Origin of the sequence: Pseudoalteromonas translucida KMM 520, assembly GCF_001465295.1 — a bacterium.
Classification (GTDB): domain Bacteria; phylum Pseudomonadota; class Gammaproteobacteria; order Enterobacterales; family Alteromonadaceae; genus Pseudoalteromonas; species Pseudoalteromonas translucida.
Window position 1 is genome coordinate 927724 of the sequence record NZ_CP011034.1, and the last position, 15791, is coordinate 943514.

At 40.1% G+C, this 15791-nt stretch carries 17 protein-coding genes; 10 read left to right on the plus strand and 7 right to left on the minus strand.

The annotated features are described in order from the left end of the window. Positions 1-261: 261 nt before the first annotated feature. Together PTRA_RS04340 and PTRA_RS04345 are read left to right on the plus strand one after the other, a co-directional pair. Positions 262-1005, plus strand: a complete 744-nt coding sequence (locus PTRA_RS04340; protein WP_011327550.1) for a sporulation protein — start codon at positions 262-264, stop codon at positions 1003-1005. A 167-nt stretch (positions 1006-1172) separates the two neighbouring features. Then, the gene (locus tag PTRA_RS04345) at positions 1173-1622 is read left to right on the plus strand and encodes a GNAT family N-acetyltransferase (protein WP_058372826.1); all 450 of its coding nucleotides are present in this window, start codon (positions 1173-1175) and stop codon (positions 1620-1622) included. A gap of 51 nt (positions 1623-1673) precedes the next feature. On the opposite strand, the gene PTRA_RS04350 is transcribed toward PTRA_RS04345, so the two are convergent. The 6 genes from PTRA_RS04350 to PTRA_RS04375 all read right to left on the minus strand — a co-directional run bounded on the left by PTRA_RS04350 (position 1674) and on the right by PTRA_RS04375 (position 7395). Then, positions 1674-3029 (minus strand): sodium-dependent transporter, encoded by a 1356-nt coding sequence (locus PTRA_RS04350; RefSeq protein ID WP_011327552.1) that lies wholly within the window; start codon positions 3027-3029, stop codon positions 1674-1676. A gap of 199 nt (positions 3030-3228) precedes the next feature. Then, positions 3229-4527, minus strand: a complete 1299-nt coding sequence (locus PTRA_RS04355; protein ID WP_058372827.1) for an ATP-binding protein — start codon at positions 4525-4527, stop codon at positions 3229-3231. A gap of 6 nt (positions 4528-4533) precedes the next feature. Then, positions 4534-5238, minus strand: a complete 705-nt coding sequence (locus PTRA_RS04360) for a response regulator (protein ID WP_058372828.1) — start codon at positions 5236-5238, stop codon at positions 4534-4536. Positions 5239-5250: 12 nt separating this feature from the next. Further along, the gene (locus tag PTRA_RS04365; protein ID WP_058372829.1) at positions 5251-5637 is read right to left on the minus strand and encodes a DUF3019 domain-containing protein; all 387 of its coding nucleotides are present in this window, start codon (positions 5635-5637) and stop codon (positions 5251-5253) included. Beyond that, a complete protein-coding gene (locus PTRA_RS04370; RefSeq protein WP_058372830.1) occupies positions 5627-6484 on the minus strand; it encodes a MipA/OmpV family protein in 858 nt (285 codons plus the stop codon). Before PTRA_RS04370 ends, PTRA_RS04365 begins: the two co-directional genes overlap by 11 nt. Positions 6485-6576: 92 nt before the next feature. Next, positions 6577-7395, minus strand: coding sequence for a hypothetical protein (locus PTRA_RS04375; protein WP_058372831.1), 819 nt, complete (start codon positions 7393-7395; stop codon positions 6577-6579). Between the two features lie 114 nt (positions 7396-7509). Between PTRA_RS04375 and PTRA_RS04380 the strand changes: the two genes are divergently transcribed. Next, on the plus strand, positions 7510-8655 hold the full coding sequence (locus PTRA_RS04380; protein WP_058372832.1) for a serine hydrolase domain-containing protein: 1146 nt from the start codon (positions 7510-7512) through the stop codon (positions 8653-8655). 7 nt (positions 8656-8662) lie between these two features. Then, on the plus strand, positions 8663-9184 hold the full coding sequence (locus PTRA_RS04385; RefSeq protein WP_083497537.1) for a SixA phosphatase family protein: 522 nt from the start codon (positions 8663-8665) through the stop codon (positions 9182-9184). Between the two features lie 76 nt (positions 9185-9260). Here PTRA_RS04385 and yhbY read toward each other — a convergent pair whose 3' ends face one another. Continuing rightward, entirely contained in the window at positions 9261-9557 is a 297-nt protein-coding gene (gene yhbY, locus PTRA_RS04390; RefSeq protein ID WP_011327561.1) for a ribosome assembly RNA-binding protein YhbY, read from the minus strand. Between the two features lie 88 nt (positions 9558-9645). Between yhbY and rlmE the strand changes: the two genes are divergently transcribed. The 6 genes from rlmE (at position 9646) to secG (ending at position 15757) form a co-directional block, all read left to right on the plus strand. Next, a complete protein-coding gene (gene rlmE, locus PTRA_RS04395; RefSeq protein ID WP_058372834.1) occupies positions 9646-10275 on the plus strand; it encodes a 23S rRNA (uridine(2552)-2'-O)-methyltransferase RlmE in 630 nt (209 codons plus the stop codon). Positions 10276-10332: 57 nt separating this feature from the next. After that, positions 10333-12279, plus strand: coding sequence for an ATP-dependent zinc metalloprotease FtsH (ftsH, locus tag PTRA_RS04400; RefSeq protein WP_179808221.1), 1947 nt, complete (start codon positions 10333-10335; stop codon positions 12277-12279). A 98-nt stretch (positions 12280-12377) separates the two neighbouring features. Continuing rightward, on the plus strand, positions 12378-13223 hold the full coding sequence (gene folP / locus PTRA_RS04405; RefSeq protein WP_058372835.1) for a dihydropteroate synthase: 846 nt from the start codon (positions 12378-12380) through the stop codon (positions 13221-13223). After that, complete coding sequence (gene glmM / locus PTRA_RS04410; protein ID WP_011327565.1) at positions 13224-14573, plus strand: phosphoglucosamine mutase; 1350 nt, start codon at positions 13224-13226, stop codon at positions 14571-14573. It abuts the gene before it with no gap. Positions 14574-14645: 72 nt separating this feature from the next. Further along, positions 14646-15422: a triose-phosphate isomerase gene (gene tpiA, locus PTRA_RS04415; protein WP_058372836.1), complete on the plus strand. Its 777-nt coding sequence runs from the start codon at positions 14646-14648 to the stop codon at positions 15420-15422. Then, entirely contained in the window at positions 15404-15757 is a 354-nt protein-coding gene (gene secG / locus PTRA_RS04420; protein ID WP_058372837.1) for a preprotein translocase subunit SecG, read from the plus strand. Before tpiA ends, secG begins: the two co-directional genes overlap by 19 nt. Positions 15758-15791: the final 34 nt, after the last annotated feature.

Below are 15791 nucleotides of genomic sequence, written 5' to 3' on the forward strand. Positions count from 1 at the left end.
TACCATTGAAAATAAATATACAAATACCCATCATTTTATTCATACAATAAGCCCTTTTTAAAAGATTAGGCTTAAGCGCCGTTTAATCAAATACTTGCTCTATTGCGTATGAAAAATGGACATTTAGCACTTATTTAATCGTAAACAGCATGTAAATAGTAGTTTTTCACTGACAAGAGCATTTAAATGTGGTTAAGATGCGCTAACGACGAAGTTTAAGTTAGAGTACATTATAGAGCCGCTCAGCTTAAGGAGAAAAATATGTTTAAAAAGATTTTAGCATCGGTTGGTATTGGTGCCGCCAAAGTAGACACTATTTTAGAAACAGAGCACCTCCAGCCTGGGCAATTATTTAATGCACAAATCGTTATTACAGCTGGTGATGTAAGCCAAGAAATTGCAGGGTTAGATTTACTATTAATGACGCGAGTTAAAGCATCAAATGAAGACGGTGACTATTTTACCAACCACGTTATAGAGCAGTGGCGCATTACAGATATAGGCACGGTAGAGCCAGGAGAAGTTAAAACTATTCCTTTTCAAGCACGGTTGCATTCAGAAACACCGATCACTGAAATTAATGCAGGGTATAACCAATCTTATGTTTGGCTTGAAACAGGGCTAGACATTGATTTAGCGCTTGATCCAAGTGATAAAGACCATTTACATGTGTATCCCAACGAAGCCGTTAAAACGTGTATGCAGGCCATGGAAAAGCTAGGCTTTAGCCTAACTAAAGCAGATGTTGAAAAAGGCCACTTGCGGGCATCAACGTTTCAATCTGTGTCTGGTTGTTACCAAGAGCTAGAATACAAGCCTAACAGCCGCAGTTTATTTGGGGTGAAAGAAATTGAATTGTCATTTATTCCAGAAGCACACAAAACTCATGTGTTAATTGAGTTAGATAGAGCATTTAAAGGCGATGGTTATGTAGATTTAACCATAGAGCACGACCATGTTAACCTCTCGCAATTATGTGATCAGTTAGAGCGATTATTTACCTAAGGTAGGTAATCACTTAAAACAAACCCAGCTTATGCTGGGTTTTTGTTTTAAGCCATTTTATTATGTAGCATAGCGGTTAATTAAGCCCCTAACTGCATTACTGCTATTATGCCTAGCTCTAAGCGTATAAGTTTTTATGTCCATTAGAGCCAACTACAGGAGTTACAATGGCGTTTAAATGTGAAACTTTTACTGCGCTCAATACACAAACCTTATTTACCATAATGCGTGGGCGCGTAGATGTATTTATAGTTGAGCAAATGTGCCCTTACCCAGAACTTGATGATAATGATATAGCACCAAGTACCTTACATATTTACACTGTGAAAAATAATACGCTACAAGCTTATGCTCGATGCTACGAAAAAAACGCAAAATACAGTGCGATCGGTCGCGTGTTAGTCTCTAAAGAGGAGCGAGGCAGAGGATTGGCTCAGCAATTGGTTACTGAGGCTATTAACTGCTGTAAAAGCCAATGGCCAGAGCGTGATATTTATATTGGTGCACAAACGTATTTACTAGAGTTTTATCGCTCATTCGGATTTGAAAGTATTAATGCTGAATATTTAGAAGATGGCATTGCTCATCAAGATATGGTTTTACAACTAGTGCGTTGATCAAAAAAGCCCACAATGTGGGCTTTTTGCTGTTAAGAGTAGAGGCTAGCTTTAGCTTAATAATGAATGTAAAAATACCAAGCCTATAGCCAGTGGGCATACAAATTTAGTGTACCAAGGCCATACTTTCCAAAATAAGGTATTGTGTACTTCAGGGTTACCTTCTTGAATCGCTTTAAGTAATGAGCCTCTTGACCAAATCCAGCCTACGTATATACAACACATAAGGCCTAATAATGGCTGCGCGACTTTAGTGGTTAAGGTGATCACTAAGCCAAACAGTAACTCTAAGTTACACACTATCGTGATGCTCACTAGGGTGATTAATGCACCAATTACCCAAGTGGCTTGCAAGCGAGACATTGCAAAGCGTTCTACCGTATAAGATACCGGCGCTTCGAGCATTGAAATAGAGGAGGTAAGTGCTGCAATACTCATTAGCGCAAAAAACGCAAAGCCAACAAATAACCCCATACCACCCATACCATCAAAAAGTGCAGGTAATACTTGAAATACTAATGTGTCTTCAGAGAGGAGCTTTCCGGTAGTCGGTGAGAAAATCTCAATCCCTTGTGCTTGTGCTACATACATAGCAGGAATGATTAATAACCCTGCGACAAAAGCAATAAATACATCAATAAGCGTGACATAAGCACCTAACGAAACTAAGTTCTCTTTTTTACTAATATACGAGCCATAAATAATCATTACACTGGTACCGAGTGATAATGAAAAGAATGCTTGGCCTAGTGCGCTGACTAACAAGTTAGCATCAAAAATAGACGAGAAATCAGGGACTAAATATGCCTTTAAGCCTTCAATAGCGCCATCTTGGGTCATTACATAAATAATTAATGCAAATAAAATACTGAGCAAAGCAGGCATTAAACGTTTTGACCATTTTTCGATTCCGTTTTCAACGCCGCGACTAATGATAGCAACGGTTAGTACAATAAAAATCATAGTGAAAATGATGTTTCTACTAAGTGACTGCTCACCTAGCCAAGCAGATGCAGAGTTTGCGCCCACTAACGTTGTAATAGGTTCTACTGTTGCACTTAGCATCCAACCAGCAACGATGGCATAAAAGCTTAAAATAAAGCCAGCACATAAAATACCGCCAAAACCAACCGCAAAAGAAAAATGTTTTTGCCAAGGTTTATTTGATATTTTTCTAAGTGAAGAGACCGCATTTGCTTGGCCATGACGACCAATCATTAGCTCCGCCATTAAAGCAGGATAAGCCAAAAAAAATGCCAGTACTAAATACGCAATTAAAAATGCGGCACCACCATTACTCGCGGTTTGTGTAGGGAAACCCCAAATGTTACCTAAACCTACAGCAGATCCTGCGGCGGCCATTATAAAACCAAAGCGAGAGCTAAACTCGCCTCTTACTGCACTCATATTATTGTACTTCTCTATTTTGTGACGGCGCAGACAATCTACTGGAAATGTAAAAAAATAAAAAGTGCTAATTTGCTGATCTTGCACAATTACTTTATTAAACTCTGTGTTATGAACATAGATTTTAGTTTAGTAACTTAAAACTAAAAATTAACAGCTTGATATTGTTTAATAATTGTTAATTTACAGTGTGTAGCCTTTACTTTACACTAGGGTGTTGTTGGGCTATTTTTAGGGTGAAACAAGCCCCGCCTAACTGCTTACTTTTACCTGCATAAACACGGCCGTGATGCCAATCAGCTACTTTTTCAACAATTGCTAATCCGAGGCCATAACTTTTATCAGCTCGATTACGGTGATTGTTTTCGCGGAAAAAAGGGCTAAATACTTTGCTAAAGTTTTCAGCTGCTATACCTGGGCCATCGTCCTCTACGGTAATAATAATGTGTTGCTCATTAACAGTGGCACTTACATAAATATGTTGCAGAGCAAAGTCGCAGGCATTATTAATTAAATTAGTAACGGCTCTGGCAAGCCAATGTAAGTCGGCATAAATAACATCGTTACTGCTATTAAGTTGCACACTGAGTTTGTGGGAGTCTAATTTAGGCGATAGCTGCGCTAAAATATCTTCAAAGTAGCTGCGCATATGGGTTGCAGAGTAGGTTAAGCGATTGGCGTTTTGTTCTAGCGTGGCAAAGGCTAGGTAGCTTTTTAGCATAGACTCCATGTGGTCTAAGTCATTTTCCATACGGGTTAAATATTGCTTCACTTTTGGCATGTCATTGCTATCTATTGCGGCATCTAAACCAAATCGCAGGCAAGCTATGGGGGTGCGAATATCATGGGATAAACTCGATGCCATGAGCTTGTTTTCAGCAACCAGTTTTTCTATTTGACTCGCCATTCGGTTAAAGGTGAGTTCTACATCTTTTATATACGTAAAATGAGAGACTTTGATACGAGTTTTAACATCACCCGATGCAAATTTTTTAGCTGCTTCATTTAACACGCTCAAGCGTTTGGCTAAGGGATAAATAATAAAGCCCATAAATACACACAGGCCAGCGTAAAATAATAAGGTTAGAATAATATCGTCGCGTTGCTCTGCTTCAAATGAGTTATCGAGGCGCATAGATAAATGATAAGGGCTTAATGCTTGGTTGCTATAAAGCATATGAAAGCCTTGTTCGCCCTCTAAAATTAATCCACCATGGGTTTGCATTTGCATAAGTAAGGCTGGGCTAAGCGCTAAGGTGTCGTTTAGCTTATAGGTAAGCGGCAGGCTAAAGTCGTTAGCTAACTTTATAATATAATTACTGCGCTGTGCAGGGGGGAGAGTAGCAAGCTGCTTGCTAAACCCTGCAATCATTTTACTTTGCATGCTAAATTCGTCTAAGGGGGCGTGTGTATTTTGACTAAAAGCGTCAATAAGCCAGCCTAAAACAATAATCGAAAGCAGTGCGCTGCTAAGCAGTGCAATATAAAACTTTTTCATTTGTAGCTACCAAGCAGTGGCAACGAGTAAATAGCCTCGTCCCCAAATTGTTTTAATTTTTTCAGGATTTTGTGGATCGTCATTAAACTTTTTACGCAGCGCAGAAATAAGTACATCAACACTTCGATCAAGGCCGTCGTACTCGCGTCCTTTGGTTGCTTTAAATACTGCATCGCGCGATACAACTTGCCCTGCGTTACTGGCTAAGTAATGCAGCAATAAATACTCAGCGCTAGATATGTTTATATCGATATCGTTAAGTTTAACGCTTCGCGACTCACTATTAATGCTCAAAGCCCCCACATTAATAATACTATGTTGTTTATGAGATTGGCTGCTTTGGGTGGTAAGTCTAAGGGCTGACTTTATTCTTGCTAGCAATGCACGAGGGCGTACCGGTTTCATTATGTAGTCACTGGCACCTACCTCTAAGCCAATCACTTCATCCATTTCGTCATCACGAGCTGTTAGCATAATAATAGGAGCTTGATAAAAGCTACGTAGCTCGCGACAAACGCTTATGCCATCTAGTCCAGGAAGCATAATATCCAGTAGTATTAACTGCGGTTTCAAGGTTTTAACTTGGCCAATAACTTCATCACCGCGATGACAAACATGTACGTGATAGCCTTGCTCTGTTAAATATTCAGCCACCCATTGTGCTAGAGAAATATCATCTTCAACGAGTAAAATAGTACCGTAATTATCCACAAGACTTCCTTATTAAAACAATCGCCAACGGCGTTTTTTTTGCCTGTTTTGATAAACCCACTGTAACTTTACTTCAGTGGTGGCTATGACTTTTGCAGTATTACTATCAAATAATTCAAATGATAAGCTCTGCTCAGAGTCAAATGCATAATTAAAAACGCCGTGTTGCTGCTTAAGCCAACATTGCATAATATATTTAGAGGTGGCATCTCGTAAGCAGTAGTTACCTATTGTGGGCTGCTGCCATGATAAAACCACCTCAGTATAACAGTGGCGGCCTTCACGTAGTGCCACGCAGGTATTAGGTATCGCACTAAGCGCGGTTACCTCTTGGGGCGCCTCGGCGAGTAAAGTGCCAGGATAAGCTAATAGTAAATAACACCAGCGTCTAAAATACATAACGCACGCCTAGCTTGGCTTTGTGTTGGTAACCTTGAGAAATAATAGGGCTGTCGTCAATTTCTTTAGAAAATAAAGTCGTTAACCAGCCGGCTAAAAACACCCAGTCTTGATTAAGCGGGTACTCAGCATGAAACTCAAGCATAATACTGCTGCTGGCATTGGCTTTATAAGCAGGGCGCAGCAAGGTAACTTCACTTTGCTCAATACCAAAATAATAGTTAGTAAAGTCAGCAGAGTAGGCGCTAAAGCCTATGCCAGAGCGAAACTCCCAGTTACGCCAAGGTTGTATTTTGCTAAAAAAAGAATTAAATACCCAGCCATTGTGGGCGTTTGAAATATCATGCAAAAATTCAATAGAAATCTGTGAGCCATCAAATCTGTGGGTAAATCTAAGGCCTGTATTAAAGTCATATTTACGCTTTTTAATGCCGCGCAATTCCTCAACCACACCATTGTTATAAAACCCCAAGCCTTTTTGACCAAATCCTGCTTGGGCGTTAGCACCGATTATATCGAGCTCCCAATTATATTTGTTAATTAGACTGTAGCCTATAACAAGGCCGCCGCTGAGCTGGTTATGATCATAATCGAGATAAAAGTTATCAAAAGAAACCGCAAGGCTGAGATCTAATTCAATACCATCGTCATAGGAGTCCATGCCGATAAGGTAAGAGTCTTCAATATAATAACCAGCACCGGCGCTCCAGTCCCATGCAAAGCCTTGAATAGGCTCTAAGGTGTTATCAGCATAATAGCGATTGCTGGCAGTACTGTGGGCACTAAATACACAGGCAAATAATAAGCAGGTGTAACATAAAAAATGGCTAAATATTGAGTGCTTCATCCTTGGAACCTAAATAAGTAATGGTTATAAAGCGTAGTATATTGTTAAACGTTCCTTAAAGCCTGTAAAAAAATGTAGTGTTTAACTTACGCTTATATCACTTTAATTTTGTCGATTAATATACTGCTTAAATAAAACTGCATCATTGGTGTTAAAGCGCTTATTTCTGTGCGAGTACAAGGGCCTTGCACTTTAGTAAGTGTGCTAAGCTGGCTCATTGTATTGTATTTAGGAATAGTTACCTTTGTATTTGCATCGGCGCGTGCTAAACGTGCTTGTTCGGTATTTTGCTGGTGGACAAAGGCGACTACTTCAAGCTCATTAGTAATTTTTTGCTCTTCAGTAAAGCTATAAATCAGTGATTCACGATGAAAGCTAGTGCTATCTAAAGATGATTTTGCAAACCAAACCACATCACCAGAGGCTTTGTGTGTTAAGCGCATACTAACTTGCGCTAAAATAGTTGCACACTGCTGGGTTGGAAATTGCTGTGCAACTTTAGAGTACAGCGCATAAGGTTGTTTAGGCTGATTTAACGTGTATTTACTGTCATCGGTAAACGCTAGATCAACTTGATGAATAGCAAGTGTGTAATCACTATCGTTTTTAGTCGTTACTTTTAGTTGTTTGTCATTGAGCGCTTGGCTTATTTGCGCCAGTAAAGTGTCGGTTACACTTACTCTGTCGGTAACAATTTTAACCGTTTGGTTTTTCATTACTTTATGAGCTGGTAATTGCACAGACTTTACTTTAGGCGAGGTATGTTGCGCCTCATACTCCAGTTGGTATGTTTGGCTTTTTAACATTGGTTTTAAGGGCATTGCCAATGGCTCAGCAGGCTGATTTTTTATTGTGGTTATAGCGCAACCCGATGAAAACAATATAAAAAGTGATACAACTAAAAAACGCATAAATACTTTACACTCAGTAAAAGGCCAATAATCAACATATTGTACGTTAGTCTTGATAAAAGTTCATGATATTATGTGCATAGAAGCAATTAAAAAAAGAAAAAACAGCCAACGATGAAGTACCTTAATTACCCGATTTATTACCTGCTCGCCTTTTGTATTTTAATAACCCACTCAGCGGTTGCTGCAAATGTAGATCCGGATTGGCCTGCATTTGTAAAAAAGTATGGGCGTTACGCAGAAAAAAAGCTTAAACGAAAAGGTATACCTGGCGCGGCTTTGTCGATTGTTAATATGCAGTCGAGTGATTATATTCATACCATGGGCTATACCAAAGTGGGTAGCTCTCAAAGGGTTAATCAACATACACGTTTTAGATTAGCATCGGTGTCTAAAACCTTTGCAGGATCGTTAGCAGCTAAGCTTGCTAGCGAAGGGGAAATAGACTTGTACCAGCCTATTAGCGAATATATTCCTGAATTTGCTAACACCGACTACAAAGATAATTTAAAGGTTTATCATATTTTAAGTCACTCTAGTGGCTTAGTTCCCAACGCCTACGATAACCTAATTGAATCACGAATGAGTTATCCAGATATTGTTGAAAAGCTACTTACGGTAGCGCCCATATGCGATCCTGGGCAGTGTTATGGTTATCAAAATGTGATGTTTAGTTTAATTGACGATGTAATTTTAAGGAGCACTCATAAAAGCTACTCTCAGTGGCTAAATGACGCCATTTTTACGCCATTAAAAATGCATGATACTAGTTTAGGCTACGACGCTATGGTGCAAGATAAAAACTACGCATTTCCACATGTAAGAGGGAAAAAACGTTGGTATAGCGCTAAGCTGAAAAAAAATTATTATAAAGTAGCGCCCGCAGCAGGCATAAATGCCAGTGCCGCCGATATGGCAATATGGCTAAAGGCGCAATTAGGCCAGTATCCAAATGTATTATCGCTTGATGCATTAGCGGTACAAACACGTCCCTATACGCATACCAAAAAAGAGCAATACCGACGAGTATGGAAGGGTCATCTTAGTGAGGCTTATTATGGGCTAGGTTGGCGGGTATATAACTACGATGATGAAACTCTTTATTACCATAGTGGTTGGGTGCAAGGTTATCGCACCGATTTAGTGGTGTTCCCTCATTTAAATGTGGGTTTTAGCTTAATAATAAATGCCGAAACCGGGGTTATAAATGAACTTACAACAGAGTTTATAAATAGAGTGCTTAAATATAAGCGAGGCTAAAAAAATGATGGTTAAAGATAAAAGGCTTTTAATTTTGGTGTTACTGGTTATGGTGTTTAATAGCCAATTTGTATTTGCCGCCCCAGATAAAATTTATTTATTTCGCCACAGTGAAAAGCAAGCAAGTAAAAATCCGTCGCTTACAGTGCTTGGAGCACAACGCGCACAGTATTTGCTACAGTTAGTAAAACAACATAAAAACGTACAGCTATTTAGTAGTAATTATAAGCGTACACTACAAACAGCAGCGCCAATGGCTACTTACTTTAACACTACAGTAAAAGTGTATGATGCAGGTGATTTAGCTTTATTTAAAAGTAAACTACTAAAATTACAGGGGGTTGTAATTGTTGTGGGGCACAGTAATACCACACCTGAACTTACGGCATTGCTTTCAAATGGGGCGATTAATGCTATGTCTGAAGATGAGTTTTCGCGCTATTACATACTAGACAAAATACGCGATAAAACCCCAAAAGATGTACCGCAATATAGGGTCAGTGAACTCACTATGGATTTTAATAATTAATTTAAAAGTGACAGATAATAAAAAACCAGCACATGCTGGTTTTTTATATTACCGGGTAAATCCTACAAGTAGGCGTTTAGCCACGCGGTAATTTAATTTTTTTCTCTTCACTTTGGCGATAAAGCACAATAGTGTGACCAATTGATTGTAATTTAGTTGCGCCAGTTTCACGCACTATTGCTTCAAAAATGAGCGCTTTAGTTTCGCGATCATCAGTTGGAACCTTCACTTTAATTAATTCGTGAATTTCTAATGCGCTTTGAATTTCTACTACTACGCCTTCGGTTAAACCGTTAGAACCTAGTAAAACTACAGGCTTGAGGCTATGTGCCTGACCTTTTAAAAACTGCTTTTGTTTGTTTGATAATGTCATGTTTATACAAATTTTGCTGAATATGGCTTGAATTAAGGGTATTCTACCGCCATCTAAAGAATATTACTAATTAGTTGCGTGTTAATTTATGACAAATAAAAAACAGTCAGCCAGTTCACAGCGATGGCTGAAAGAACATTTTGATGATAAATATGTTCAAGAGGCGCAAAAAAAAGGTTGGCGTTCTCGAGCTGTTTTTAAATTAGATGAGGTCCAAAGTAGAGACAAGTTACTCCGCCCAGCCATGACTGTTGTTGATTTAGGGGCTGCACCGGGTAGTTGGTCACAATATTTGGCAGAAAAAGTAGGAGATAAAGGCCAAGTTATAGCGTGCGATATCCTCCCTATGGATTCATTAGCGGGTGTTGACTTTTTACAAGGCGACTTTCGTGAAGAAGCAGTGTTAAGTGCATTGTTAAAACGTATTGATGGTAAAAATGTTGATGTGGTACTCTCTGACATGGCACCAAATATGAGTGGTAACAATTCAGTTGATCAAGCTGGTAGCATGTATTTGGTCGAGCTTGCACTGGATATGTGTAATCAAGTACTAAAGAAAAATGGTGCATTTATTGTTAAAGTATTCCAAGGTGAAGGCTTTGATCAGTTCTTGCAAGATGTACGTAATAGTTTTAAAGCAGTGAAGATACGTAAACCAGATGCCTCGCGCGCCCGTTCACGGGAAGTATATATAGTAGCGACTGGATATAAACTGTAGTACAGTTGTTGGGCGTTTAGTTGAATTTAAATTAATTGGATACAAGAGGTTAACCCCTTGAGCGATATGGCAAAAAATCTAATACTCTGGCTGGTTATTGCAGTTGTGCTGATGTCAGTATTTCAGAGCTTTAATGGCGGCGATCAAGTAGATCGTCAAACTAGTTATAGTCAATTTGTTAAAGATGCCCGCAGTGGCTCTATACAAGAAGTGGCAATTGAAAGTACCAGTGGCACAATTACAGGTACTAAAACCAGTGGCGAACGTTTTCAAACGATTATGCCAATTTACGACAAAGACATTTTAAATGATTTGTTAAAAAGTAACGTGAATGTGAAAGGGGTTAAACCTGAAGAGCAGTCATTTTTAGCAAGTATATTTATTTCTTGGTTCCCTATGATACTGCTTATTGGTGTGTGGATATTTTTCATGCGTCAAATGCAAGGCGGTGGCGGTAAAGGGGCAATGTCGTTTGGTAAAAGCAAAGCGCGCTTAATGAGCGAAGATCAAATAAAAACCACTTTCGCCGATGTTGCTGGTTGTGATGAAGCAAAAGAAGATGTATCAGAATTGGTAGATTTTTTACGCGACCCATCAAAATTCCAAAAATTAGGTGGCAGCATTCCTAAAGGCGTGTTGATGGTTGGTCCTCCTGGTACAGGTAAAACGTTACTTGCTAAAGCCGTTGCTGGTGAAGCAAAAGTGCCGTTCTTTACTATTTCTGGTTCGGACTTTGTTGAAATGTTTGTTGGTGTGGGCGCATCTCGAGTACGAGATATGTTCGAGCAAGCTAAAAAAGCATCACCCTGTATTATCTTTATTGATGAAATAGATGCTGTAGGTCGTAAACGTGGCGCTGGTATGGGCGGCGGTAACGACGAACGTGAGCAAACGCTAAACCAAATGCTAGTAGAAATGGATGGTTTTGGTGGTAACGAAGGTATTATCGTTATTGCTGCAACTAACCGCCCAGACGTATTAGATCCAGCCTTACTTCGTCCTGGTCGTTTTGACCGTCAAGTTGAAGTTGGCTTACCTGATATTCGTGGCCGTGAACAAATTCTTAAAGTACATATGCGTAAAGTGCCATTAGGTGACAACGTTGAAGCGGCTGTAATTGCGCGTGGTACACCGGGTTTTTCAGGTGCTGATTTAGCAAACCTAGTAAACGAAGCTGCACTCTATGCGGCACGCGGTAATAAACGTGTTGTAAGTATGGCTGAGTTTGATGCGGCTAAAGATAAAATCATGATGGGCGCTGAGCGCAAAACCATGGTGATGAGCGAACAAGAAAAAGCAATGACAGCGTACCACGAAGCTGGCCATGCTATTGTTGGTCGTATGGTGCCAGAGCATGATCCTGTTTATAAAGTATCTATAATTCCACGTGGCCGTGCGCTAGGTGTAACTATGTACTTGCCAGAGCAAGACCGTGTAAGCCATTCGAAAGAATTGCTAGAGTCGATGATCTCAAGCCTGTATGGCGGACGTATCGCAGAAGCACTTATTTATGGTGCAGATAAAGTAACCACAGGTGCCAGTAACGATATTGAACGTGCAAGTGATATTGCCCGTAAAATGGTAACGCACTGGGGTTTAAGTGAAAAACTTGGCCCACTACTTTACGCAGAAGATCAAAACGATATGTACATGGGCGGTGGTCGCTCTATGAGTATATCAGATGAAACGGCTAAAATTATCGATAGCGAAGTACGTTTGTTGTCAGATCGTAACTATCAGCGAGCAGAAGCGATATTAAAAGAAAATATCGATATTCTACACGCAATGAAAGATGCGCTGATGAAGTACGAAACGATTGATGCTAAGCAAATTGATGATTTAATGGCGCGCCAAGAAGTTCGTGAACCACGCGATGCGCATGACCGCCATGAAAAAAAGCCAGTTAAAGAAGATGTTTCAGCAGAAAAATTAGTTGATGAAGATCAAAAACCAACTGATGAAGCTAAAAAAGATGAAACAAACCTTGATGATAAAGCTGAATAATCGTTAAAATAGCTAAACTAAAAGCCCCGAACCTCGGGGCTTTTTTGTATCAAACGTATAAAGTTAACTTCAGCTAATTCAAACAAAAAAAGGTCATCATGAATAATTTACTAAACTTGCCTCGCAAACGTACACTCAGTTTGGCAAATCCAGTAATTATGGGAATACTTAATGTTACTCCCGATTCATTTTCAGATGGCGGGAAGTTTATAGACCCTGATATTGCGTTGCAGCGTGCGCTGCAATTGTTAGACGACGGGGCGAAAATTATAGATATTGGCGGTGAGTCGACTCGCCCAGGTGCTCCTGATGTGAGCCTTGAAGATGAATTAGCACGTGTAATACCAGCGATTAAAGCAATTCGTGAAAACAGTGATTGCGTTATATCTATTGATACCAGTAAAGCACAAGTAATGCACCAAGCTATTTTAGCTGGGGCCGATATTGTTAATGACGTACGTGCATTACAAGAAAGCGACGCGCTGAGCGTAGTGGCGCAGTTTCCTGATGTTGCGGTGTGTTTAATGCATATGCAAGGCCAACCTCGCAGCATGCAGGCAGCGCCGCACTATGATGATTTATTTGCAGATATAAAACAGTTTTTTAGTCAACGAATTGCTGCGTGTAAAACAGCGGGGATTAAGCAAACACAACTTATTCTTGATCCTGGCTTTGGTTTTGGTAAAACACTCAGCCACAACTACCAACTACTGGCGCAGTTTAATGACTTTAATCAGTTTGGTTTACCGTTATTAGCGGGATTGTCGCGTAAGTCGATGATTGGCAACTTATTAAACAGAAATACAAATGAGCGATTGGCCGGCAGTTTAGCGGGCGCATTAATCGCAGCACAAAATGGTGCGCATATTATTCGTGTACACGACGTAAAAGAAACCGCAGACGTGCTTAACGTACTACAAGCCTGCAAACAAGGAGTACTTTAAATGAAAGAAAGAAAATATTTTGGCACCGATGGTGTACGCGGGCTCGTGGGTGAGCATCCTATAAATCCTGAGTTTGCAATGAAACTAGGTTGGGCAGCGGGCCGTGTTCTATCAGAAAACGGCACTAAAAAAGTGATGATAGGTAAAGATACCCGCATTTCAGGTTATATGTTAGAAACCGCATTACAAGCAGGGTTAATTGCTGCAGGAATTGATGTGGTGTTATTAGGCCCTATGCCAACTCCTGCGATTGCTTATTTAGCACAAACATTTAGAGCCGAGGCCGGCATAGTAATTAGTGCGTCGCACAATCCGTATTACGATAACGGCATTAAGTTTTTTAATTGCCGCGGTTTAAAGCTTGATGATAAAGTAGAGCTTGAAATTGAAGCCATGCTTGATGAGCCAATGACCTGTGTTGAGTCAGATAAACTAGGAAAAGCAAGTCGCTTAACTAGCGCTGATGGTCGTTATATCGAATTTTGTAAAAGCCAATTTCCACAAAGCTTGTCGCTTGAAGGATTAAAGATCGTACTCGATTGTGCTAATGGCGCAACTTACCATATTGCCCCATCAGTAATGCGCGAACTAGGTGCAAATATAATCACGCATGCGTGTGAGCCCAATGGTGTAAATATTAATCATGAATGCGGTGCTACTCACGTAGATACACTAAAACGTAAAGTGCTTGAGCATAATGCCGATGTGGGCATTGCCTATGATGGCGATGGCGACCGTGTAATGATGGTTGATCATAATGGCCGCGTGTTTGATGGTGATGACTTAGTATACATTATTGCCTGCCAAGCAGCGCAAGATGATAATTTAGGTGGTGGTGTTGTTGGCACTGTTATGTCAAACATGGGCCTTGAAAATGCATTAAAAGCCAAAGGTATTGAGTTTGCACGCAGTAAAGTAGGCGACCGTTATGTAATGGAATTGCTACAACAGAAAGGCTGGACTATTGGCGGCGAAAGCTCGGGCCATGTATTAAACCTTGATTTAATTAGCACCGGTGATGGCATTATTTCAAGCTTGCAAGTACTGGCTGCTATGGTTGCGCAAAATAAAACATTACAAGACTTAGGTACTGGTTTTACTAAGTACCCAATGAAAATGATTAACGTGCGTTACACCCCAGGCACTGATCCGACAAAAGCACCTGCAGTATTAGCCGCAGTAGCTGAGGTTGAGCAAACTTTAGGTGAAAAGGGGCGTGTGTTACTACGCAAATCAGGCACTGAACCTGTTGTACGTGTTATGGTTGAGGCCGAGCAAGAGAAGTTAGTAATCGACAGCGCAGAAAAAATAGCCGCGGTTGTCGAATCTATGAGCAAACAAACTGATTGATAACAATAACCTCTTGTAACTTTGGGCGAGTCGAGTTAATATCTCGACCGCTTTCTCATGTGGAGTGGAAAAATGGCAGCACGCAAGGCGATGGTCGCAGGCAATTGGAAAATGAATGGCTCTTTAGAGCTGGTTAAACAAATGTCTGATGCTATTAACAATGTTAAATCAAACGAGATAGACATTGTTTTATTTCCTCCGTTTCCGTTAGTGTCAGCAATGATAGCCAGCGGTGTTTCAACGGGAACTCAAACTGTGTCAGAAAATACACCCGGTGCATTTACTGGTGAAGTTGATGCGCAACTTGTTAAAGAGTTGGGCGCCCAATATGTATTAGTAGGTCACTCAGAGCGCCGTAGTATATACAAAGAAAGTAATGATGTCGTAGCTGCAAAATTTGCTCGCGCACAACAAGTTGGTTTAACGCCAATTTTATGTGTTGGAGAGAGCGAAAGTGAGCAAGAAAACGGTAAAACAGAACAAATAGTTGCTGCACAAATTGATGCAGTAATTGAAAAATTAGGTGTAGCAGCACTCAAAGATTCTGTGATAGCATATGAACCCGTTTGGGCCATAGGCACAGGTAAGACTGCTTCGCCAGAACAGGCACAAAGCGTTCATAAATTTATCCGTGACAAAATCGCTTCATTAAACAGCGATTTAGCACAAGGGCTAACCATCTTGTATGGTGGTAGCGTTAACGAAAAAAATAGCGAATTATTATTTGCACAAACAGATATAGACGGCGGCCTTATTGGTGGCGCAAGTTTAAAAGCAGATTCATTTACTGCTATCTGCAACAGTGCAACAGTGCAAAAGGGACCGTATAAATGTACGAAATTTTACTAGTAGTTTATTTAGTTGTAGCTTTAGCGCTTGTTGGAATGGTTTTAATCCAACAAGGTAAAGGTGCCGATATGGGTTCTTCATTTGGTGCAGGTGCTTCGTCAACTGTTTTCGGATCATCAGGCGCAGGCAACTTTATGACTAAAACAACAACAGTTTTAGCCTCTGTGTTTTTTGTATTAAGCATAGTATTGGGTAACCTTACTGCAAGTCATATTAAAAAGACTGATGAATGGGAAAACCTTGAAGCAGCACCCGCTGTAGAAACAGTTATTCCTGTTGAAGAAGATGTGCCAGTTACATCTTCGAAAGAGCAACGCTCTGACGTACCAAATTAATTTAGCGTAAAAGCTAAAACGTTAAACGATTTAT

Excerpts from the sequence above, each read along its gene's own strand:
- PTRA_RS04340 (WP_011327550.1), top strand. The coding sequence starts at position 262 with ATGTTTAAAAAGATTTTAGCATCGGTTGGTATTGGTGCCGCCAAAGTA.
- PTRA_RS04345 (WP_058372826.1), top strand. The coding sequence starts at position 1,173 with ATGGCGTTTAAATGTGAAACTTTTACTGCGCTCAATACACAAACCTTA.
- PTRA_RS04350 (WP_011327552.1), bottom strand. The coding sequence starts at position 3,029 with ATGAGTGCAGTAAGAGGCGAGTTTAGCTCTCGCTTTGGTTTTATAATG.
- PTRA_RS04355 (WP_058372827.1), bottom strand. The coding sequence starts at position 4,527 with ATGAAAAAGTTTTATATTGCACTGCTTAGCAGCGCACTGCTTTCGATT.
- PTRA_RS04365 (WP_058372829.1), bottom strand. The coding sequence starts at position 5,637 with ATGTATTTTAGACGCTGGTGTTATTTACTATTAGCTTATCCTGGCACT.
- PTRA_RS04370 (WP_058372830.1), bottom strand. The coding sequence starts at position 6,484 with ATGAAGCACTCAATATTTAGCCATTTTTTATGTTACACCTGCTTATTA.
- PTRA_RS04375 (WP_058372831.1), bottom strand. The coding sequence starts at position 7,395 with ATGCGTTTTTTAGTTGTATCACTTTTTATATTGTTTTCATCGGGTTGC.
- PTRA_RS04380 (WP_058372832.1), top strand. The coding sequence starts at position 7,510 with ATGAAGTACCTTAATTACCCGATTTATTACCTGCTCGCCTTTTGTATT.
- PTRA_RS04385 (WP_083497537.1), top strand. The coding sequence starts at position 8,663 with ATGGTTAAAGATAAAAGGCTTTTAATTTTGGTGTTACTGGTTATGGTG.
- yhbY (WP_011327561.1), bottom strand. The coding sequence starts at position 9,557 with ATGACATTATCAAACAAACAAAAGCAGTTTTTAAAAGGTCAGGCACAT.
- rlmE (WP_058372834.1), top strand. The coding sequence starts at position 9,646 with ATGACAAATAAAAAACAGTCAGCCAGTTCACAGCGATGGCTGAAAGAA.
- folP (WP_058372835.1), top strand. The coding sequence starts at position 12,378 with ATGAATAATTTACTAAACTTGCCTCGCAAACGTACACTCAGTTTGGCA.
- glmM (WP_011327565.1), top strand. The coding sequence starts at position 13,224 with ATGAAAGAAAGAAAATATTTTGGCACCGATGGTGTACGCGGGCTCGTG.
- tpiA (WP_058372836.1), top strand. The coding sequence starts at position 14,646 with ATGGCAGCACGCAAGGCGATGGTCGCAGGCAATTGGAAAATGAATGGC.
- secG (WP_058372837.1), top strand. The coding sequence starts at position 15,404 with ATGTACGAAATTTTACTAGTAGTTTATTTAGTTGTAGCTTTAGCGCTT.